31 protein-coding genes are annotated in these 18,164 nt (G+C 47.0%); all 31 read left to right on the plus strand.

Going from position 1 to position 18,164, the window contains the following annotated elements:
• Window positions 1-99 precede the first annotated feature (99 nt).
• The 31 genes from I4W93_RS19995 (at window position 100) to I4W93_RS20145 (ending at window position 17,975) form a co-directional block, all read left to right on the plus strand.
• Complete coding sequence (locus I4W93_RS19995; RefSeq protein ID WP_205313724.1) at window positions 100-1,839, plus strand: acyl-CoA dehydrogenase family protein; 1,740 nt, start codon at window positions 100-102, stop codon at window positions 1,837-1,839.
• Between the two features lie 14 nt (window positions 1,840-1,853).
• Window positions 1,854-2,714: a phospholipase A gene (locus I4W93_RS20000; RefSeq protein ID WP_205313723.1), complete on the plus strand. Its 861-nt coding sequence runs from the start codon at window positions 1,854-1,856 to the stop codon at window positions 2,712-2,714.
• A gap of 223 nt (window positions 2,715-2,937) precedes the next feature.
• Window positions 2,938-3,249, plus strand: coding sequence for a 30S ribosomal protein S10 (gene rpsJ, locus I4W93_RS20005; RefSeq protein ID WP_008899121.1), 312 nt, complete (start codon window positions 2,938-2,940; stop codon window positions 3,247-3,249).
• Between the two features lie 29 nt (window positions 3,250-3,278).
• A complete protein-coding gene (rplC, locus tag I4W93_RS20010) occupies window positions 3,279-3,917 on the plus strand; it encodes a 50S ribosomal protein L3 (protein ID WP_068238335.1) in 639 nt (212 codons plus the stop codon).
• A gap of 18 nt (window positions 3,918-3,935) precedes the next feature.
• Window positions 3,936-4,541, plus strand: coding sequence for a 50S ribosomal protein L4 (gene rplD / locus I4W93_RS20015; RefSeq protein WP_205313722.1), 606 nt, complete (start codon window positions 3,936-3,938; stop codon window positions 4,539-4,541).
• On the plus strand, window positions 4,538-4,840 hold the full coding sequence (gene rplW / locus I4W93_RS20020) for a 50S ribosomal protein L23 (RefSeq protein ID WP_173502777.1): 303 nt from the start codon (window positions 4,538-4,540) through the stop codon (window positions 4,838-4,840). The genes rplD and rplW overlap by 4 nt, the downstream gene beginning before the upstream one ends.
• Before the next feature lie 16 nt (window positions 4,841-4,856).
• Window positions 4,857-5,681 carry a 50S ribosomal protein L2 gene (gene rplB / locus I4W93_RS20025; protein ID WP_205313721.1) on the plus strand — a complete coding sequence of 275 codons (825 nt, stop codon included), beginning with the start codon at window positions 4,857-4,859 and terminating at the stop codon, window positions 5,679-5,681.
• Between the two features lie 16 nt (window positions 5,682-5,697).
• Window positions 5,698-5,976, plus strand: a complete 279-nt coding sequence (gene rpsS, locus I4W93_RS20030) for a 30S ribosomal protein S19 (RefSeq protein ID WP_019677720.1) — start codon at window positions 5,698-5,700, stop codon at window positions 5,974-5,976.
• A gap of 10 nt (window positions 5,977-5,986) precedes the next feature.
• On the plus strand, window positions 5,987-6,319 hold the full coding sequence (gene rplV / locus I4W93_RS20035) for a 50S ribosomal protein L22 (protein WP_019677721.1): 333 nt from the start codon (window positions 5,987-5,989) through the stop codon (window positions 6,317-6,319).
• A 9-nt stretch (window positions 6,320-6,328) separates the two neighbouring features.
• On the plus strand, window positions 6,329-7,042 hold the full coding sequence (gene rpsC, locus I4W93_RS20040) for a 30S ribosomal protein S3 (RefSeq protein WP_008224489.1): 714 nt from the start codon (window positions 6,329-6,331) through the stop codon (window positions 7,040-7,042).
• Between the two features lie 12 nt (window positions 7,043-7,054).
• Window positions 7,055-7,468 (plus strand): 50S ribosomal protein L16, encoded by a 414-nt coding sequence (rplP, locus tag I4W93_RS20045; RefSeq protein WP_019677723.1) that lies wholly within the window; start codon window positions 7,055-7,057, stop codon window positions 7,466-7,468.
• Window positions 7,468-7,659, plus strand: coding sequence for a 50S ribosomal protein L29 (rpmC, locus tag I4W93_RS20050; RefSeq protein WP_008224486.1), 192 nt, complete (start codon window positions 7,468-7,470; stop codon window positions 7,657-7,659). Before rplP ends, rpmC begins: the two co-directional genes overlap by 1 nt.
• Entirely contained in the window at window positions 7,659-7,913 is a 255-nt protein-coding gene (rpsQ, locus tag I4W93_RS20055; RefSeq protein WP_027672150.1) for a 30S ribosomal protein S17, read from the plus strand. The genes rpmC and rpsQ overlap by 1 nt, the downstream gene beginning before the upstream one ends.
• 165 nt (window positions 7,914-8,078) lie before the next feature.
• On the plus strand, window positions 8,079-8,447 hold the full coding sequence (rplN, locus tag I4W93_RS20060) for a 50S ribosomal protein L14 (protein ID WP_132585980.1): 369 nt from the start codon (window positions 8,079-8,081) through the stop codon (window positions 8,445-8,447).
• Between the two features lie 9 nt (window positions 8,448-8,456).
• The gene (gene rplX, locus I4W93_RS20065; RefSeq protein ID WP_068238319.1) at window positions 8,457-8,771 is read left to right on the plus strand and encodes a 50S ribosomal protein L24; all 315 of its coding nucleotides are present in this window, start codon (window positions 8,457-8,459) and stop codon (window positions 8,769-8,771) included.
• Window positions 8,772-8,790: 19 nt separating this feature from the next.
• Window positions 8,791-9,330, plus strand: a complete 540-nt coding sequence (rplE, locus tag I4W93_RS20070; RefSeq protein WP_068238316.1) for a 50S ribosomal protein L5 — start codon at window positions 8,791-8,793, stop codon at window positions 9,328-9,330.
• Between the two features lie 11 nt (window positions 9,331-9,341).
• Window positions 9,342-9,647, plus strand: coding sequence for a 30S ribosomal protein S14 (gene rpsN / locus I4W93_RS20075; RefSeq protein ID WP_068238311.1), 306 nt, complete (start codon window positions 9,342-9,344; stop codon window positions 9,645-9,647).
• A 21-nt stretch (window positions 9,648-9,668) separates the two neighbouring features.
• Window positions 9,669-10,061, plus strand: coding sequence for a 30S ribosomal protein S8 (gene rpsH, locus I4W93_RS20080; RefSeq protein WP_205313720.1), 393 nt, complete (start codon window positions 9,669-9,671; stop codon window positions 10,059-10,061).
• Between the two features lie 15 nt (window positions 10,062-10,076).
• Entirely contained in the window at window positions 10,077-10,610 is a 534-nt protein-coding gene (gene rplF, locus I4W93_RS20085; RefSeq protein WP_205313719.1) for a 50S ribosomal protein L6, read from the plus strand.
• 9 nt (window positions 10,611-10,619) lie between these two features.
• On the plus strand, window positions 10,620-10,970 hold the full coding sequence (gene rplR / locus I4W93_RS20090; protein ID WP_027672157.1) for a 50S ribosomal protein L18: 351 nt from the start codon (window positions 10,620-10,622) through the stop codon (window positions 10,968-10,970).
• A 9-nt stretch (window positions 10,971-10,979) separates the two neighbouring features.
• The gene (gene rpsE, locus I4W93_RS20095) at window positions 10,980-11,483 is read left to right on the plus strand and encodes a 30S ribosomal protein S5 (protein ID WP_068238299.1); all 504 of its coding nucleotides are present in this window, start codon (window positions 10,980-10,982) and stop codon (window positions 11,481-11,483) included.
• A 6-nt stretch (window positions 11,484-11,489) separates the two neighbouring features.
• Window positions 11,490-11,672, plus strand: a complete 183-nt coding sequence (rpmD, locus tag I4W93_RS20100; protein WP_027672159.1) for a 50S ribosomal protein L30 — start codon at window positions 11,490-11,492, stop codon at window positions 11,670-11,672.
• A 3-nt stretch (window positions 11,673-11,675) separates the two neighbouring features.
• On the plus strand, window positions 11,676-12,110 hold the full coding sequence (gene rplO / locus I4W93_RS20105) for a 50S ribosomal protein L15 (RefSeq protein ID WP_205313718.1): 435 nt from the start codon (window positions 11,676-11,678) through the stop codon (window positions 12,108-12,110).
• 15 nt (window positions 12,111-12,125) lie between these two features.
• Window positions 12,126-13,454, plus strand: coding sequence for a preprotein translocase subunit SecY (gene secY, locus I4W93_RS20110; protein WP_205313717.1), 1,329 nt, complete (start codon window positions 12,126-12,128; stop codon window positions 13,452-13,454).
• Between the two features lie 21 nt (window positions 13,455-13,475).
• Entirely contained in the window at window positions 13,476-13,589 is a 114-nt protein-coding gene (gene rpmJ, locus I4W93_RS20115) for a 50S ribosomal protein L36 (protein WP_008950799.1), read from the plus strand.
• A 134-nt stretch (window positions 13,590-13,723) separates the two neighbouring features.
• Complete coding sequence (gene rpsM / locus I4W93_RS20120) at window positions 13,724-14,080, plus strand: 30S ribosomal protein S13 (protein ID WP_027672162.1); 357 nt, start codon at window positions 13,724-13,726, stop codon at window positions 14,078-14,080.
• Window positions 14,081-14,091: 11 nt separating this feature from the next.
• The gene (gene rpsK / locus I4W93_RS20125) at window positions 14,092-14,481 is read left to right on the plus strand and encodes a 30S ribosomal protein S11 (RefSeq protein WP_040552629.1); all 390 of its coding nucleotides are present in this window, start codon (window positions 14,092-14,094) and stop codon (window positions 14,479-14,481) included.
• 33 nt (window positions 14,482-14,514) lie between these two features.
• Window positions 14,515-15,135, plus strand: a complete 621-nt coding sequence (gene rpsD / locus I4W93_RS20130) for a 30S ribosomal protein S4 (protein ID WP_068238290.1) — start codon at window positions 14,515-14,517, stop codon at window positions 15,133-15,135.
• A 24-nt stretch (window positions 15,136-15,159) separates the two neighbouring features.
• Window positions 15,160-16,149, plus strand: coding sequence for a DNA-directed RNA polymerase subunit alpha (locus I4W93_RS20135; protein WP_205313716.1), 990 nt, complete (start codon window positions 15,160-15,162; stop codon window positions 16,147-16,149).
• Between the two features lie 39 nt (window positions 16,150-16,188).
• Window positions 16,189-16,587, plus strand: coding sequence for a 50S ribosomal protein L17 (rplQ, locus tag I4W93_RS20140; RefSeq protein WP_027672166.1), 399 nt, complete (start codon window positions 16,189-16,191; stop codon window positions 16,585-16,587).
• A gap of 107 nt (window positions 16,588-16,694) precedes the next feature.
• Complete coding sequence (locus tag I4W93_RS20145) at window positions 16,695-17,975, plus strand: serine hydrolase (RefSeq protein ID WP_205313715.1); 1,281 nt, start codon at window positions 16,695-16,697, stop codon at window positions 17,973-17,975.
• Window positions 17,976-18,164: the final 189 nt, after the last annotated feature.

Raw genomic sequence — 18,164 nt, forward strand, 5'->3', positions numbered from 1 at the left:
TGCCTGAAATTTAGCCATAAAGATATATTCAAACGCTTGTTTGAAAACTTAAGCTGTGCCATGCTTAAGCTCATCAGTCCAGTTAGTAAGGCAAATTGCATGAGCCAATATCAAGCCCCTCTTAACGATATCTGTTTTAACCTATTTAATGTGTGGCAGCTCGATAGCTGGTGGCAACAGCAACCGCAACTACAAGAGCTTATTGAAGCCGACACAGCAAAAGCCATTCTGGAAGAGGCAGCAAAAATCTGTGAGCAGCAGATAGCGCCTTTTGCTGCTGATGCAGATAAGCGCGGTGCGCAGCTGCAGGACGGTAAAGTGACGTTGCCGCAGCATTACTACACCGCTTACCAAAGTTTAAGCGAGGGTGGCTGGACCAGTTTGAGTGGCGACCCGCAATACGGTGGCATGGGCATGCCAAAAGCACTATCAATGATGGTAGATGAAATGCTTTGCAGCTCCGATATCGCCTTTTCGTTATATCCGGGCTTAACCGCCGGCGCCTGTGTTGCACTATTGCAACACGCGGATGAAGACACCAGAGCTTTGTACTTGCCGAAAATGTATAGCGGTGAGTGGTCGGGCACTATGTGTTTAACCGAATCTCATGCCGGTTCTGATCTCGGCATTATGCGTACAACCGCTAAACCTAACACCGATGGCAGTTATGCTCTTAACGGCTCTAAGATATTTATTACAGCCGGCGAGCATGATTTAACCGGTAATATCATTCACCTGGTGTTAGCCAAGTTGCCTGATGCGCCGGCCGGTAGCCGCGGCATCTCATTATTTTTGGTACCTAAGTATTTGCCTGATGCCGGCGGAGAACCAGCAGAGCGTAATGGCGTAACAGTTGGCTCTATCGAGCATAAGATGGGTATTAATGGTTCCGCAACATGCGTACTAAACTTTGACGATGCTAAAGGCTATCTAATTGGTGAGCCAAACCGTGGCCTCGCTTGTATGTTTACCATGATGAACTATGAGCGGCTGTCGATGGGTAGTCAGGGGCTGGGGGCTGCTGAGCGTGCTTATCAGAATGCAGTTAGCTATGCCAGGGAGCGTTTGCAGGGCCGTATTGCGCACAAAGATGCAAATAAAGCTGAGCCGATCATCGGCCATAGCGATGTGCGTCGGATGCTGCTGAATATAAAAGCGATGAATGAAGCCGGCCGCAGCTTTGCTACCTGGGTGGCGTCGTTATTGGACAGAGCAAAGTATGACGACTGTGCAGCATCATTGCAGCGGGCTAACCTGCTAACGCCAATAGCCAAAGCGTTTATGACCGATCAGGGTTTTGACGCTTGCGTTACCGCACAACAGGTATTCGGCGGCCATGGCTATGTGAAAGAGTGGGGCATGGAGCAGCTGGTAAGGGATGTGCGCATCGCACAGATATACGAAGGTACTAACGGCATTCAAGCAGCAGACTTTATGTTACGCAAAGTGGCTGCAGACAAAGGTGCTGTGTTGCTGACATTGCTTGGCGATATCAAAACCGAGCTGGCTGAAACGCCCATTGATGCAGCAGCAGCTTTAGAACCTCATATTACGCAGTTGCAAAGTCTGACCGCAGGGCTACTGGCGCAAGACAGCCGTGCGCAAAGTGCCGCGGCCTGTGACTATTTAGCATTAGTGTCATATGTGCTGTACGGCTATATGTGGTATAAAAACCTGGCTGCATTGCAACCCAGTGTCCACAGTGCAGACTTTATTACAGCGAAACAGCATACAGCAGCCTATTACTTTAGCCGCATTTTGCCAAAAGCCGCGGGTTTGTTGGCACTGTTAAGGCATGATTCAGCGGTAATCGATAATTTAGCAGCAGAGCACTTTTAGTATTAGGGATAATTATGAAATACCTTGCCGGCTTAATAGGGCTGTTAGCATTCCAGGTTTCAGCTGCGGATGCGTTGGACAAAAGGATGAAAGCCGAGCAGTGGGATACATATGCGCCTTTTACGTTATTGCCGCATGAAAACAATTACCTGATGCCATTTACCTATGTAGATGGCATTGCTGCTACCCTGGTAAGGGACGGTAGCAGTGCACCATCCGATAATATTGAAGCTAAGTTTCAGCTCAGTCTTAAAACGCCGCTATGGACTAAAATCTACAAAGATAATGGTTATCTGTTTTTCGCTTTTACCCAGCAGGCCTGGTGGCAGGCCTATAACAGCGAAGTGTCATCACCGTTTCGGGAAAATAACTATGAACCCGAACTGATCCTGATGCTGCCGCATTACAAGAATTATGAAGAGGCCGCCAGCCGTATTATCAGTTTGAGCTTATCGCACCAGTCAAATGGCCGTGCCGGCGAGTTATCACGCAGCTGGAACCGGCTTAAACTCAGTTGGGTAACGTCCATTGGTAATGTGTTTATTAACTTTGAACCCTGGTATCGCTTTAAAGAAGACCGCAAAGATACGCCGCAAGACCCGAATGGCGATGATAATCCGGATATCACCAAATATATGGGTTGGTTTGAATTGTCAGCGGCGTATAAGCAGGATAATGCCACCTGGCGCATGATGGTGCGTAATAGCCTGCGCAGCGACAATAAAGGCGCGCTGAAAGTGTCGTACTCGGTGCCGTTCAATAAACATATCCGCTTTTATGCCGAACTGTTTAACGGTTATGGAGACAGCCTGATTGATTATAACCGCTCGGTAACACGGTTTGGTGTGGGCTTCGAGTTAAACGATATTTTGTAGTGCATTTTATAACCAACACTTGCGTTATACGTTGGTTTCAGTATAATGCGCGGCCAGTCGATACAATTCTGACTGGCTCGTTAGATAAACTTTAGAGTTATTTAACGCTTACAGTGCTCCCAATTGGGGAGCAAACGTAACTTTGGTGCATGGGCATCCCCACTTAGTGGTTGGATAGCTTGTGTTTATTTTTGCTCTTTTTGCTCTTTGAGGCTTTGAATACATGAGTAATCAAAGGATTCGCATCCGTCTGAAAGCGTTCGATCACCGTTTGATCGATCAGTCAACTATGGAAATCGTTGACACAGCTAAGCGTACGGGCGCACAGGTACGTGGTCCTATTCCACTTCCTACTCGCCAGGAACGTTTCACTGTATTGATTTCTCCTCACGTAAATAAAGATGCACGTGATCAGTACGAAATCCGTACCCACAAGCGTTTAATCGACATCGTTGAGCCAACAGAAAAAACTGTTGATGCGCTGATGCGTTTAGATTTGCCTGCTGGCGTTGACGTTCAAATCAGCCTGGGCTAATCAGACAGGTTTATAGAGGGGTTTAGGAAATGGCTATCGGTCTAGTCGGTCGTAAAGTGGGAATGACTCGCATCTTCACTGAAGACGGCGTTTCAATTCCAGTAACCGTAATCGAAGCGACACCAAACCGTGTAACTGCAGTTAAAACTGCAGAGACAGACGGTTACAGCGCACTGCAAGTGACTGCTGGTACTGTTAAGGCAAGCCGCATGAGCAAGCCGGAAGCAGGCCACTTCGCTAAAGTGGGCGTGGATGCTGGTCGTGGTCTGTGGGAATTCCGCCTGACAGATAACGAAGGTGCTGACATCACTGTCGGCAGCGAAATTACGGTTGAAATTTTCGCTGAAGCGAAAAAAGTTGATGTGTCTGGCACATCAAAAGGTAAGGGTTTTGCTGGTGCTGTTAAGCGCTGGAATTTCCGTACTCAGGATGCTACTCACGGTAACTCTTTGTCACACCGTGCACCGGGTTCAATTGGTCAGAACCAATCACCAGGTAAAGTATTCAAGGGTAAAAAAATGGCTGGTCACTTGGGTGCTGAGCGCGTAACCGTGCAGTCACTGGAAGTGGTTCGTGTAGACGCAGAGCGTAACTTGCTGTTAGTAAAAGGTGCAGTACCTGGTGCTATCGGTGGTGACGTGATCGTTAAACCAGCTGTTAAAAGCTAACGTCTGAGGAGATAAGTGATGGAATTAGCATTACGAGACGCTCAAGGCGTTCTTGAAGTTTCCGAAGCTACCTTTGGACGTGAGTTTAATGAAGCTTTGGTTCATCAGGTCGTTGTAGCTTACGCTGCCGGCGCCCGTCAGGGTACCCGCGCTCAGCTGACACGTTCTGAAGTACGCGGTGGCGGCAAGAAGCCATGGCGTCAAAAAGGTACTGGCCGCGCGCGTGCTGGTACTATCCGCAGCCCAATTTGGCGCGGAGGCGGTGTGACATTTGCGGCTAAGCCACAAGATCACAGCCAGAAAGTAAACCGTAAAATGTATCGTGGTGCGATCCAAAGCATCCTGTCAGAATTAGTGCGTCAAGAGCGTTTAATCGTGGTGGAAAATTTCGCTGTTGATACGCCAAAGACCAAAGATTTATCTGCAAAGTTAAAATCTATGGACTTAAAAGACGTGTTAATTGTGACTAACGAAGTGGATGAGAACCTGTTCTTATCTGCACGTAACCTGTACAAGGTTGACGTGCGTGACGTACACGGTATCGACCCGGTCAGCTTAATCGCATTCGACAAAGTGTTAATGACTGCTGCTGCAGTTAAGCAACTTGAGGAGCTTTTAGCATGATCCGCGAAGAACGTTTACTGAAAGTTATTCTGGCACCACACGTATCTGAAAAGAGCACTGTGTCGGCAGAAAAACACAATACAGTCGTTTTCAAGGTAGCCACTACTGCGACTAAAGCTGATGTTAAAGCAGCAGTTGAAAAACTGTTCGAAACTGAAGTCGTTGGTGTGCGTACTGTTAACGTTAAGGGTAAAGCCAAGCGCACTGGTGCGCGTATGGGCAAGCGTAGCGATTGGAAAAAAGCTTACGTGACTCTTAAAGAAGGCAGCGAAATCGATTTCGTTGGCGGCGCTGAGTAAGAAGAGGAGTTAGGAAATGGCACTTGTAAAGTGTAAACCTACGTCACCAGGTCGTCGCCACGTATTAAAAGTGGTTAACCCAGACCTGCACAAAGGCAAGCCTTATGCGCCTTTGTTAGAGAAAAATTCAAAAACAGGTGGTCGTAACAACAACGGTCGCATCACTACCCGTCATATCGGTGGTGGTCATAAGCAACATTACCGTTTAGTTGACTTCAAGCGCAACAAAGATGGCATTCCTGCCAAAGTTGAGCGTTTAGAGTACGATCCAAACCGTACAGCTAACATCGCACTGGTGTTATACGCAGACGGTGAGCGTCGTTATATTCTGGCCCCTAAAGGCTTGAAGGCTGGCGATACAGTGGTTTCAGGTATGGAATCACCAATCAAAGCCGGCAACACGCTACCACTGCGCAATATTCCAGTCGGTCAGGTAGTACACAACATCGAAATGAAACCAGGTAAAGGTGGTCAGTTAGCTCGTTCTGCTGGCGCTTTTGTTCAAATTCTGGCTCGTGACGGTGAGTACGTTACTCTGCGTTTACGCAGTGGTGAAGTACGTAAAGTATTAGCAGATTGTCGCGCGACTATCGGTGAGATCGGCAACGCGGAACATATGTTACGTCAATACGGTAAAGCTGGTGCTATGCGCTGGCGCGGCGTTCGCCCAACCGTACGTGGTGTGGTAATGAACCCGGTTGATCACCCACACGGTGGTGGTGAAGGTAAAACTTCTGGTGGTCGTCACCCTGTATCTCCATGGGGCGTTCCAACGAAGGGTTACAAAACTCGTTCAAACAAGCGTACTGATAAACTTATCGTACGTCGTCGTGATAAATAATTTGTGAGGAATTGCCATGCCACGTTCTCTCAAGAAAGGTCCATTTATTGACCTTCACTTGCTGAAGAAGGTAGAGAAAGCGTTGGAAAGCGGTGACAAGAAGCCTATTAAGACTTGGAGCCGTCGTTCAATGATCATACCTGATATGATCGGTTTGACCATCGCTGTCCATAATGGTCGTCAACATGTACCGGTGTTTGTCTCGGAAGAGATGGTTGGTCACAAGTTAGGTGAATTTGCACCTACTCGTACTTACCGTGGTCATGCAGCCGACAAAAAGGCCAAGAAGCGCTAAGGGGTAAATGATGCAAGCATTAGCTAAACACAAATTTGCCCGTTCTTCTGCACAAAAAACCCGTCTGGTCGCTGATCAGGTGCGCGGATTGTCAGTAGATAAGGCGCTGAACGTACTGACTTACAGCCCGAAAAAGGCTGCGGAGTTAGTTAAAAAGGTACTTTTATCAGCCATTGCCAACGCTGAGCACAATGAAGGTGCGGATATTGATACGCTGAAAGTTAAGACTATCTTCATTGATGAAGGTCCGTCTATGAAGCGCATCAAGCCACGTGCTAAAGGTCGTGCTGACCGTATCGTCAAGCGTACCAGCCACATCACTGTGGTTGTAGCTGATAACTAGGAGATAGAAATGGGACAGAAAGTACATCCTAATGGTATTCGCCTAGGTATCACTAAGCCATGGAGCTCAACCTGGTTCGCGAATACGAAAGACTTCCCGGATTTCTTAAACGGTGACTTTAAAGTTCGTCAGTATCTGACAAAAGAACTGAAAGCCGCGTCAGTTAGCCGGATCGATATTGAACGCCCTGCGAAAAGCATCCGTGTGACTATTCACACTGCGCGTCCAGGCGTAATCATCGGTAAGAAAGGTGAAGATGTTGAGAAAATCCGCAAGCAAGTAGCAGCCATCGCTGGCGTACCTGCGCAGATTAACATCTCTGAAATCCGCAAGCCTGAGCTGGATGCCAAATTAGTTGCTGATTCAATCAGCAGCCAGTTGGAGCGTCGTGTAATGTTCCGTCGTGCTATGAAGCGTGCGGTACAAAACGCCATGCGTATCGGTGCCAAGGGTATCAAAGTTGAAGTTAGCGGCCGTTTGGGCGGCGCAGAAATCGCTCGTTCAGAGTGGTACCGTGAAGGCCGCGTGCCACTTCACACTCTGCGTGCTGACATCGATTACAATACCTCAGAAGCACTGACTACTTACGGTATCATTGGTGTGAAAGTGTGGATTTTCAAAGGCGAGATCTTAGGAGCTCTGCCATTGAACAACAACACCAACAACGCCAACAATAACAACCAGCCTAAAGCGCCGAAAAAACCGGCACGTAAGGCTAAGTAGGGGTATTGAGCGATGTTGCAACCAAAACGTACAAAATTTCGCAAAGTGCACAAAGGTCGTAACCGTGGTTTAGCCCAGGTTGGTGACAAAGTATCTTTCGGTACATATGCACTGAAATCTTTAGAACGTGGTCAGATGACTTCACGTCAAATTGAATCTGCACGTCGTGCTATGACGCGCGCTGTTAAACGTGTTGGTAAAATCTGGATCCGTGTGTTCCCAGACAAGCCAATCACTGCTAAGCCGCTGGAAGTACGTATGGGTAGTGGTAAAGGTTCTGTTGAGTACTGGGTGTGTCAGATTAAACCTGGCAAAGTCCTGTATGAAATGGACGGTGTGTCTGAAGAGTTAGCGCGTCATGCATTTACACTTGCTGCTGCTAAGCTTCCATTTAAGACAACCTTTGTAACGCGGACGGTAATGTGATGAAAGCCAGCGAATTAAAAGCGAAAAGTGTTGAAGAGTTAAACGCTGAATTACTGGGCTTATTACGTGAGCAGTTCAACCTGCGCATGCAATTAGCTACTGGTCAGTTAGCTCAAACGCATTTATTTAAGCAGGTGCGTCGTGATATCGCGCGCGTTAAGACCATCTTAACCGAGAAGGCAGGTGCGTAATGACTGAAACAAATATTCGTACACTGCAAGGTAAAGTGATCAGCAACAAAATGGACAAGTCTATTACTGTTGCGATTGAACGTTCAGTGAAACACCCTATTTACGGGAAGTTCATTAAGCGTACTACCAAGCTGCACGTACATGACGAAACTAATCAGTGTAAAGAAGGCGATGTAGTCACTATTCGTGAATGCCGTCCTTTGTCCAAGACTAAGTCTTGGACCCTGGTAGCTGTAGTCGTATCAGCATCTTAATTCGTTAAGATGTGAAAAGCGGCTCCTTTTTGGAGCCGCTTTTATTTTGCGCTACCTTTTTGGTAAGAGTGCTGTTATAATCACGCGCCCTCTTGTCAGGGGGTAGTTTATATCGTAAGCAGCGTAGCCCGTGAGGGTTATTTAGTAGAATAGCGGAGCACTAAGATGATCCAGATGCAATCTATGCTGGAAGTCGCAGACAACAGCGGCGCGCGCAGCGTAATGTGTATTAAGGTCTTAGGTGGTTCACATCGCCGTTATGCTGCAATTGGTGACGTCATCAAAGTTACTGTCAAGGAAGCAATTCCGCGCGGTAAAGTTAAAAAAGGTGATGTACTGAATGCAGTGGTGGTGCGTACACGCAAAGGCGTACGCCGTCAGGACGGTTCTTTGATCCGTTTTGATCGCAATGCAGCAGTGTTGTTAAACAGCAAGCTGGAACCGATCGGCACTCGTATTTTCGGGCCTGTTACACGTGAACTTCGTGGCGATAAGTTTATGAAGATCGTGTCTCTGGCACCAGAAGTACTGTAAGGAGTCACCATGGCTAGTAAAATCCGTCGTGATGATGAGGTTGTTGTTCTTACTGGTAAGGACAAGGGTAAGCGCGGTAAAGTTACTAAAGTATTAGTAGCAGAAGGTCGTGTTTATGTTTCCGGCGTTAACTTGGTTAAAAAGCATCAGAAGCCTGTACCGGCTCTGAACCAGCCAGGTGGTATCGTTGAGAAAGAAGCCTCAATTCATGTTTCAAACGTAGCGATCTTTAACTCTAAAACGGGTAAAGCAGATCGTGTAGGTTTCCGCCTTGAAGATGGCAAGAAAGTGCGTTTCTTCAAGTCGAATAACGAAGTAATTTAATTGCTATTGGAGTAATACGATGGCGAAACTGCATGAAATTTACAAAGACACCGTAGTCCCAGAACTGTTTAAACAGTTTGGCTACACCAGCGTCATGCAAGTCCCTCGGATTGTTAAAATCACACTCAATATGGGTGTGGGTGAAGCCGTAGCTGACAAAAAGATCCTTGATAACGCAGTAGCAGATTTAACTGCTATTGCCGGCCAGAAACCTCTGGTTACTAAGGCACGTAAGTCAGTCGCTGGTTTCAAAATCCGTGAAGGCTACCCTATTGGCGCAAAAGTGACCCTGCGCGGCGAGCGTATGTGGGAATTCTTAGAGCGTTTAGTCTCTATTGCAATCCCGCGTATCCGTGACTTCCGTGGTGTAAACCCGAAGTCATTCGATGGCCGTGGTAACTACAGCATGGGTGTACGCGAGCAAATCATTTTCCCAGAAATCGATTACGATAAAGTAGACGCAGTACGTGGTTTAGATATCACTATTACGACTACCGCGCGTACCGATGACGAAGGACGTGCTTTACTTGCCGCGTTTAACTTCCCATTCAAGAAATAAGGTGTAGGGTCATGGCAAAACAATCAATGAAAGCCCGCGAATTAAAGCGTGCACAACTGGTAGCCAAATTCGCTGCAAAGCGTCATGAACTGAGAGATGCGATTGCTAATCCAGCGACTTCTGACGAAGACCGTTGGGCAGCCGTTCTGAAGTTACAGACGTTGCCGCGTGATTCAAGCCCTTCGCGTCAACGTAATCGTTGTCGTGTAACAGGTCGTCCACACGGTTACCTGCGTAAATTCGGCATGAGCCGGATCAAGGTCCGTGAAGCGGCGATGCGCGGTGAAATTCCTGGCCTTCGTAAGGCTAGCTGGTAAGAATCACGGGAGTAACGAGCTATGAGTTTGCAAGATCCAGTAGCGGATATGTTTACTCGCATTCGCAACGGCCAGTCAGCCAATAAAGTTGCGGTTAAGATGCCATCTTCAAAATTGAAGGTATCTATTGCGAAAGTATTAAAAGACGAAGGTTACATCGCTGATTTCGCGGTTTCTGGTGATGTTAAGCCAGAGCTGGAAGTTACTTTAAAGTACTTCCAGGGCAAATCTGTAATTGAAACTATCGATCGTGTTAGTCGTCCAGGTTTACGCATCTATAAGAAGCGTGGCGAATTACCTAAGGTAATGGGCGGTTTAGGTGTGGCCATCGTGTCAACATCTAAAGGACTAATGACTGACCGCGCCGCGCGCAAGGTTGGTATCGGTGGCGAAATCATTGGCTACGTAGCGTAACGGAGGTAGTAATCTATGTCTCGTGTTGCTAAAGCCCCTGTCACTATTCCTGCTGGCGTTACTGTAACGCAAAACGGTCAGGTAGTGTCATTCAAGGGCAAAAACGGCGAGTTAACATTAGATGTTAACCCAGCAGTTGAAATCGTTGTTGATGGTAACGTTCTACGTACCAATCCTCGCGACGGTTTCGATAATGCTAATGCACAAGCGGGAACTGCCCGTGCGTTGATCAACAACCTGGTTACTGGTGTAACTGAAGGCTTCGCTCAGAAATTAGAGCTGGTTGGTGTTGGTTACCGTGCTAAAGCAGAAGGTAAAGTATTAAACCTGAGCCTGGGCTTCTCTCACCCGGTAGTGTTTCAGGTACCTAACGGTATCACTATTGAAACGCCAACCCAGACAGAAGTAATGGTCAAAGGTGCTGATAAGCAATTAGTTGGTCAGGTTGCCGCTAACATCCGGGCATACCGTAAACCAGAGCCATATAAAGGCAAGGGTGTACGCTATGCAAATGAAAACGTGCGTCGTAAAGAAGCGAAGAAAAAGTAGGGTAGGACGATGGATAAGAAACTTGCTCGTCTGCGCCGTGCCAAACGCACCCGCAGAAACATTATCGAACAAGGTGCGAATCGCCTGGTTGTACACCGTACACCACGTCACATCTACGCCCAGCTTATCGCACCAAATGCTGAAGTGATTGCGGCAGCTTCTACCTTAGAAGCTTCTATTAAAGAATCGCTTAAGTACTCTGGTAACGTAGACGCTGCTAAGGCTGTAGGTAAAGCGATTGCCGAACGCGCAGTAGCCAAAGGCGTTACTGCTTGTGCTTTTGACCGCAGTGGCTTCCAGTATCATGGTCGCGTACAAGCTTTGGCTGACGCGGCGCGTGAAGCCGGTCTTCAGTTCTAGGAGTAGCTCATGGCTAACGAAGAAGCTAAACAACAATCTGATTTACAAGAGAAGCTTGTTGCAGTAAACCGCGTGTCTAAAGTTGTTAAAGGTGGTCGTATTTTCTCCTTTACTGCTTTGACCGTAGTTGGTGACGGTAATGGTCGCGTTGGTTTTGGTTATGGTAAAGCACGTGAAGTTCCAGCTGCTATTCAAAAGGCAATGGAAAAAGCACGTCGCAACATGACCCAAGTTGAATTGAACGGTAACACGTTACACCACCCAACCCGTGGTGTGCACTCAGGTTCAAATGTTTACATGCAACCTGCAGCTGAAGGTACTGGCTTGATCGCCGGTGGTGCAATGCGCGCCGTACTGGAAGTTGCTGGTGTACAAAACATTTTGTCTAAGTGTTACGGCTCAACTAACCCAATCAACGTAGTTCGCGCAACTATTAATGCTCTGTCGACTGTTAAGTCGCCAGCTCAAATAGCTGCTAAACGCGGTCTACGCGTTGACGACATTCTGGGGTAATCTGCCATGGCGAAGAAGACAATTAAAGTAACCCAAACGAAGTCAAGCATCGGTCGTTTACCGAAGCACAAGGCATCGTTAACTGGGTTAGGTTTACGCCGCATCGGTCACACTGTCGAAGTTGAAGATACACCTTCAGTTCGCGGTATGATCAACGCAGTGTATTACATGGTTAAAGTGGAGGAGTAACAGATGTTATTAAATACTCTTGCTCCGGCACCTGGTGCTAAGAAAGAAAAGCGCCGCGTGGGTCGTGGTATCGGCTCTGGCTTAGGTAAAACTGCGGGTCGTGGTCATAAAGGTTTGAAATCACGTTCTGGTGGTAAAGTACGTCCTGGTTTTGAGGGCGGTCAAATGCCTTTGAAACAGCGTCTACCTAAGTTTGGTTTCACTTCACAGAAATCTTTGGTTTCTGCTGAAGTTCGTTTGCACGAACTGGCAGCGGTAAAAGGTGATGTAGTTGATCTGGCTAGCCTGATGGAAGCTAATATCATTGCCCGCACAGTTAAGTTCGCTAAAGTTGTACTGTCTGGTGAGATCACTCGCCCGGTAACCGTAAAAGGTTTAGGTGCAACCAAAGGCGCGCGTGCTGCTATCGAAGCCGCTGGCGGTAAAGTCGAAGAATAATAAGGATAGTACGCGATGGCTAAACCAGGTTCGGACTCAAGAAGTGCAAAAGGCGGTTTCAGTGAACTGAAAGCCCGTCTGTTGTTTGTACTTTTGGCCATAATCGTTTTTCGGTTAGGCTCCTTTGTGCCAATTCCTGGAATTGACGCCGCCGTGCTGGCTCAGTTATTCGAGCAACAAAAGGGCACCATCGTTGAAATGTTTAACATGTTCAGCGGTGGCGCACTTGAGCGTGCTTCTGTGTTTGCGTTGGGCATTATGCCCTACATCTCCGCGTCTATTATCGTGCAGCTGTTAACGGTGGTTCACCCCACTCTGGCTGAATTGAAAAAAGAAGGCGAGGCTGGAAAGCGTAAAATAAATCAGATGACGCGCTACGGTACTTTAGCATTAGCAACGTTACAGGCCATTGGTATAGCTACTGGTCTGCCGAACATGATGCAAGGGTTAGTTATTAACCCTGGCTTTGCATTTTACTTTACTGCGGTAATCAGCTTGGTTACCGGCACCATGTTTTTAATGTGGTTAGGTGAGCAAATTACAGAGCGCGGCATTGGTAATGGTATATCGTTGTTAATCTTTACCGGTATTGTTGCCGGCTTCCCGTCTGCCATTGGCCAGACGATAGAGCAGGCACGTCAAGGCGATTTGCACTTTTTACTGTTAGTTGCAATAGGTGTGATCGTAATCGCGATTACCTGGTTTGTGGTGTTCTTTGAACGCGGCCAGCGTCGTATTGTGGTCAACTATGCCAAACGTCAGCAGGGCCGTCAGGTTTTTGCTGCGCAAAGTAGCCATTTACCGTTAAAAGTAAATATGGCTGGCGTTATACCACCAATTTTTGCTTCTAGCATAATTCTGTTCCCTGGAACGATTGCCAGTTGGTTTGGTTCAGGTGAAGGCGTGGTGGCTAATTTCTTACAGGAATTAGCATTAACATTATCTCCGGGACAACCGTTGTATATGATGTTATACTCCGCGGCCATAATTTTCTTTTGCTTCTTCTATACTGCGTTGGTGTTTAACCCGCGTGATACAGCTGACAATCTTAAGAAATCTGGTGCCTTTATTCCTGGGATCCGTCCTGGTGAGCAGACATCAAAATACATCGATAAAGTGATGACACGGTTAACCTTAGCGGGTGCCCTGTATATAACCTTTATCTGTTTAGTTCCTGAGTTCATGATGGTAGCGTGGGACGTTCAGTTCTATTTCGGCGGTACATCACTGCTGATCATCGTTGTCGTTATAATGGACTTTATGGCACAGGTACAGACGCATTTGATGTCTCATCAATATGACTCTGTGCTTAAAAAGGCAAATCTTAAAGGCTATGGCCGTTAAGATAGTTTGCGGAGTTAAGTTATGAAAGTACGAGCTTCCGTTAAGAAGATCTGCCGTAACTGCAAAGTGATCAAACGTAATAACGTAGTTCGCGTAATTTGCAGTGAGCCAAAGCACAAACAGCGCCAAGGCTAATAGCAGAACAAAATGATACTGCGGGCTTAACTAATTGGTTGAGCCCCTTTATTGTTTGCAATATCAGCGCCATTTGAGTATCCTTACGGGCTTTTCAAATTGGCTTATTTAAACTCTATTAAAGGAGAACGTTAGTGGCCCGTATCGCTGGCATTAACATCCCCGATAATAAGCATGCGGTTATCTCTTTAACCTATGTTTATGGTATCGGTAAAACCCGCGCTAAATCGATTTTAGCTGCAGTGGGTATTGAAGAAAGTACTAAAATTGCATCGTTATCAGATGCACAGTTAGATACGCTTCGTGACGAAGTTGCTAAGTACACCGTAGAAGGTGACTTACGCCGTGAAATCACATTAAATATTAAGCGTTTAATGGACTTAGGTTGCTACCGTGGCCTGCGCCATCGTCGTAGTCTGCCAGTCCGTGGTCAGCGCACTAAAACTAATGCGCGTACCCGCAAGGGCCCACGTAAAGCGATTAAGAAATAAGGTGATTCAACATGGCTAAAGCACCAGTTCGTACTCGTAAACGGGTAAAAAAGCAAGTTTCTGATGGTATGGCTCATATCCATGCTTCTTTCAACAACACCATCGTGACGATTACTGATCGTCAGGGCAATGCACTGTGTTGGGCAACTGCTGGCGGTTCAGGTTTCCGTGGTTCACGTAAATCTACTCCGTTTGCTGCTCAGGTGGCTGCAGAGCGCGCGGGCACTGCTGCGCTGGAATATGGTCTGAAGAACCTTGAAGTGTTTGTGAATGGCCCAGGCCCAGGCCGCGAATCAGCGATTCGTGCTCTGAACGCCGCTGGTTACAAGATCACAAATATCACCGACGTGACGCCTATCCCGCATAACGGATGCCGTCCACCTAAAAAACGTCGCGTGTAATTACAGCGCTTCACGGATTATTGGAGAAAGAAGATGGCAAGATATTTGGGTCCTAAGCTCAAACTGAGTCGTCGCGAAGGTACAGATCTGTTCCTGAAGAGCGGCGTAAGGGCAATCGATTCAAAGTGTAACTTAACTACAGCTCCTGGTCAGCACGGCGCACGTCGCGGTCGCTTATCAGACTACGGTTTACAGTTACGCGAGAAACAAAAAGTACGTCGTATGTATGGCGTATTAGAAAAGCAGTTCCGTAACTATTACAAGGAAGCTGCTCGTTTGAAAGGTAATACAGGTGAAAACCTGTTAGCGTTGTTAGAGTCACGCTTAGACAACGTTGTATACCGTATGGGTTTGGCCAGTACGCGCGCTGAAGCACGTCAGCTGGTTAGCCACAAAGCCATTATGATTAATGGTCAAGTGCTGAACATTCCATCATACAAAGTATTGCCTGAACAAGTTATCTCTGTACGTGAGAAAGCGAAAAAGCAAGCCCGTATTGGTGCTGCGCTTGAAGTAGCTGCACAACGTGAGAAGCCAACTTGGATTGAAGTAGATAACACGAAACTGGAAGGCGTATTCAAACGTCTGCCTGAGCGTTCAGACTTGTCTGCTGACATCAACGAACAGTTAATCGTCGAGCTTTACTCTAAGTAAAGCTAATTGTTAAGAGAGGATACAATGCAGGGTTCTGTCACCGAATTCCTTAAGCCGAGATTAGTTGGTATCGAAAAAATCAACCCAACTCGTGCCAAAGTTACTTTGGAACCACTTGAGCGCGGTTTCGGGCATACCTTGGGCAACGCGTTACGTCGTATTCTTCTTTCGTCAATGCCAGGTTGTGCAGTGACTGAAGTTGAGATTGACGGCGTGCTCCATGAGTACAGTGCCAAAGAAGGTGTCCAGGAAGATATCATTGATATCCTGCTGAACCTGAAAGGCCTTGCCGTTCGCCTGGAAGACAAAGATGAAGTCACGCTGACTTTGATGAAGAAAGGTGCTGGCCCTGTAACCGCTGGAGATATCCAGCATGGCGACGGTGTGGTCATTACCAACCCTGAACACGTTATTTGCAACCTGACTGGCGAGACTGAATTCAGTATGCGTCTGAAAGTTGAACGTGGCCGTGGTTATGTGCCTGCATCAGCGCGTTTGTCCTCAGATGATGACGAGCGTCCTATCGGTCGTCTGTTACTTGATGCCTCTTTCAGCCCGGTAGAGCGTATAGCCTACTCAGTTGAAGCAGCGCGGGTAGAACAGCGTACCGACCTGGACAAACTGATCATCGATATGGAGACCAACGGCACAGTAGAGCCAGAGGAAGCCATTCGCCGTGCAGCAACAATTCTGGCTGAACAGCTAGAGTTCTTCGTCGAACTGCGCGATAAGAGCGAACCGGAAAAACGCGAAGAGAAGCCGGAGTTTGATCCGATTCTGTTACGTCCGGTCGATGATTTGGAATTAACAGTTCGTTCTGCTAACTGCTTGAAGGCAGAGCAGATTCAGTACATTGGTGATCTGGTTCAGCGTACCGAGGTTGAGTTACTTAAAACACCTAACCTGGGTAAAAAGTCGCTTACCGAAATCAAAGACGTGCTGGCATCACGCGGTTTATCACTAGGCATGCGCTTAGAGAACTGGCCGCCAGCGAGTCTGGTAAATAAAGACTAATCAGATACCAGTTTCTGGTTTAGTGAGAAGGAATAGATCATGCGCCATCGCAAGAGTGGTCGTCAATTAAATAGGAACAGCAGTCACCGTACGGCGATGTTCCGCAACATGGCTAGTTCGTTGGTGAAGCACGAAATCATCAAAACGACGTTGCCAAAGGCAAAAGAGTTACGTCGTGTGATCGAGCCATTGATCACGCTGGCAAAGAATGACAGCGTTGCAAATCGCCGTTTAGCTTTCGCCCGTACTCGTGATAAGGAAGTAGTAGGTTTGTTATTCAACGTGCTGGGCCCGCGTTACAATGCGCGTCCAGGTGGTTACACTCGTATTTTGAAGTGTGGCTTCCGTGCCGGTGATAACGCTCCTATGGCTTACATCGAGTTAGTCGATCGTCCAGAAGTGGACGCACTGCCAGTTGAAGAAACTGCAGCTGAGTAATCGCTAAGGAACTAAAAAGCCGGGCTCAGCCCGGCTTTTTTATGCCCGTTTGTTTTTCCGCTAGCTAATCCGTACTATGGTGTTTTAACTCAACGCCAGGTATTGTCATGCAAAAAGCATTACTGTGCTTACTATTACTTAGTCTACCGGTTATTAGTGATGCTACAGCAACGACTGAAATACACTATAAACCGTTACAGCCTCTGCTATCCGGTGTCACGCAGCAATATCCCTTGTTACAGCAAGTATTGGCAAACCCTGAACCTCACCGCTTACAAATAATTTATACGCAGATTGACCGTGACGCCGATAACAAACCTACTTTGATTTACTATCAGTACGGTTTGGATAACGAGCGTTATTTTTATCCAGCCAGTACGGTTAAACTGCCGATAGCCTTGCTGGCGTTAGAGTGGTTGGCAGAGCAGAATATCGCAGGCTTGAATTCCAACACCACTATGCTGACTGATGCCGCAACCGATTGGCAGTCAGCTCAGGCTGACGATCCTACGGCGTTAAACGGCTTGCCCAGCATCGCACAGTATATAAAGAAGATATTGTTGGTAAGTGATAATGACGGCAGCAACCGACTGTACGAATTATTGGGGCAGGATTTTATTAACCAGCGTTTGGCAGCTAAAGGTCTGACAAACAGCATGGTTAATCACCGGCTTAGTCTGCCTTTAACCACTGAGCAAAATCGTCAATTCAATCCAGTACGGTTTGTCGACGCGAAAGGCAAGCCGCTTCTGACGCTTCCGGCACGCAGCACCCAAAGTCACTATACAAATTTAAATAACCCAACGCTGGGTAAAGCCTATATAAAAGACAATGAGCTTGTTAAGTTGCCGATGGATTTTACTGACAAGAATCGTTTCAGTGCGGCAGATTTCGATAGTGTAATAAAGCGCATAATCTTTCCTCAGTTGTTCAGCCAGCAACAACGTTTTCAAATAAAACCTGAAGATCGCGACCTGGTACTGCGTTATATGGCGATGTTGCCGCCGGATAGCACTAGTCCGCTATATGATGCGGCACAATACCCAGATAACTATTCCAAATTCTTGTTGTTTGGTGGTAAAGCTCAGCAGCTGCCACCACATATCCGTATCTTTAATAAAGCTGGCTGGGCTTATGGTCATATTATCGATGGCGCTTATATCGTTGATTTACAGCAGCAGGTGGAGTTTTTCATCACGGCTGTGGTTTATGCCAATGAAAATGACATCCTTAACGACGACCTGTATCAAAGGGAAGAAGTCGCAATCCCGTTTTTAAGAGAGCTGGGACAGTATCTATACCAATACGAACTAAAAAGACCGCGTAGATACCAGCCGGATCTTCGAGAAGTGCGCAGAGTCACAACCTTAAATACAGAAATCGACTGATTTATAAATAAAATAGCAGGCTTTTTTCAAGGATCGTTTAAAAAGTGTTCGGTCGATCATATTTCTGTAAAAAAGATCTTGATCAGTTTTGCATGATCTCTATAATGCGCACCACACAGACGGCAGCAAGCGAAAGCAGAAGTCGACTGGCTGAGGTGAAAACCTCGTATCATTGAGTTTTACTCTGAT

It is taken from the genome of Rheinheimera maricola, from assembly GCF_016918075.2.
Classification (GTDB): Bacteria; Pseudomonadota; Gammaproteobacteria; order Enterobacterales; family Alteromonadaceae; genus Alishewanella; species Alishewanella maricola_A.

Bases quoted from the DNA above. Each gene is read 5' to 3' on its own strand.
- I4W93_RS19995 (WP_205313724.1), top strand. From the start codon at position 100: ATGAGCCAATATCAAGCCCCTCTTAACGATATCTGTTTTAACCTATTT.
- I4W93_RS20000 (WP_205313723.1), top strand. From the start codon at position 1,854: ATGAAATACCTTGCCGGCTTAATAGGGCTGTTAGCATTCCAGGTTTCA.
- rpsJ (WP_008899121.1), top strand. From the start codon at position 2,938: ATGAGTAATCAAAGGATTCGCATCCGTCTGAAAGCGTTCGATCACCGT.
- rplC (WP_068238335.1), top strand. From the start codon at position 3,279: ATGGCTATCGGTCTAGTCGGTCGTAAAGTGGGAATGACTCGCATCTTC.
- rplD (WP_205313722.1), top strand. From the start codon at position 3,936: ATGGAATTAGCATTACGAGACGCTCAAGGCGTTCTTGAAGTTTCCGAA.
- rplW (WP_173502777.1), top strand. From the start codon at position 4,538: ATGATCCGCGAAGAACGTTTACTGAAAGTTATTCTGGCACCACACGTA.
- rplB (WP_205313721.1), top strand. From the start codon at position 4,857: ATGGCACTTGTAAAGTGTAAACCTACGTCACCAGGTCGTCGCCACGTA.
- rpsS (WP_019677720.1), top strand. From the start codon at position 5,698: ATGCCACGTTCTCTCAAGAAAGGTCCATTTATTGACCTTCACTTGCTG.
- rplV (WP_019677721.1), top strand. From the start codon at position 5,987: ATGCAAGCATTAGCTAAACACAAATTTGCCCGTTCTTCTGCACAAAAA.
- rpsC (WP_008224489.1), top strand. From the start codon at position 6,329: ATGGGACAGAAAGTACATCCTAATGGTATTCGCCTAGGTATCACTAAG.
- rplP (WP_019677723.1), top strand. From the start codon at position 7,055: ATGTTGCAACCAAAACGTACAAAATTTCGCAAAGTGCACAAAGGTCGT.
- rpmC (WP_008224486.1), top strand. From the start codon at position 7,468: ATGAAAGCCAGCGAATTAAAAGCGAAAAGTGTTGAAGAGTTAAACGCT.
- rpsQ (WP_027672150.1), top strand. From the start codon at position 7,659: ATGACTGAAACAAATATTCGTACACTGCAAGGTAAAGTGATCAGCAAC.
- rplN (WP_132585980.1), top strand. From the start codon at position 8,079: ATGATCCAGATGCAATCTATGCTGGAAGTCGCAGACAACAGCGGCGCG.
- rplX (WP_068238319.1), top strand. From the start codon at position 8,457: ATGGCTAGTAAAATCCGTCGTGATGATGAGGTTGTTGTTCTTACTGGT.
- rplE (WP_068238316.1), top strand. From the start codon at position 8,791: ATGGCGAAACTGCATGAAATTTACAAAGACACCGTAGTCCCAGAACTG.
- rpsN (WP_068238311.1), top strand. From the start codon at position 9,342: ATGGCAAAACAATCAATGAAAGCCCGCGAATTAAAGCGTGCACAACTG.
- rpsH (WP_205313720.1), top strand. From the start codon at position 9,669: ATGAGTTTGCAAGATCCAGTAGCGGATATGTTTACTCGCATTCGCAAC.
- rplF (WP_205313719.1), top strand. From the start codon at position 10,077: ATGTCTCGTGTTGCTAAAGCCCCTGTCACTATTCCTGCTGGCGTTACT.
- rplR (WP_027672157.1), top strand. From the start codon at position 10,620: ATGGATAAGAAACTTGCTCGTCTGCGCCGTGCCAAACGCACCCGCAGA.
- rpsE (WP_068238299.1), top strand. From the start codon at position 10,980: ATGGCTAACGAAGAAGCTAAACAACAATCTGATTTACAAGAGAAGCTT.
- rpmD (WP_027672159.1), top strand. From the start codon at position 11,490: ATGGCGAAGAAGACAATTAAAGTAACCCAAACGAAGTCAAGCATCGGT.
- rplO (WP_205313718.1), top strand. From the start codon at position 11,676: ATGTTATTAAATACTCTTGCTCCGGCACCTGGTGCTAAGAAAGAAAAG.
- secY (WP_205313717.1), top strand. From the start codon at position 12,126: ATGGCTAAACCAGGTTCGGACTCAAGAAGTGCAAAAGGCGGTTTCAGT.
- rpmJ (WP_008950799.1), top strand. From the start codon at position 13,476: ATGAAAGTACGAGCTTCCGTTAAGAAGATCTGCCGTAACTGCAAAGTG.
- rpsK (WP_040552629.1), top strand. From the start codon at position 14,092: ATGGCTAAAGCACCAGTTCGTACTCGTAAACGGGTAAAAAAGCAAGTT.
- rpsD (WP_068238290.1), top strand. From the start codon at position 14,515: ATGGCAAGATATTTGGGTCCTAAGCTCAAACTGAGTCGTCGCGAAGGT.
- I4W93_RS20135 (WP_205313716.1), top strand. From the start codon at position 15,160: ATGCAGGGTTCTGTCACCGAATTCCTTAAGCCGAGATTAGTTGGTATC.
- rplQ (WP_027672166.1), top strand. From the start codon at position 16,189: ATGCGCCATCGCAAGAGTGGTCGTCAATTAAATAGGAACAGCAGTCAC.
- I4W93_RS20145 (WP_205313715.1), top strand. From the start codon at position 16,695: ATGCAAAAAGCATTACTGTGCTTACTATTACTTAGTCTACCGGTTATT.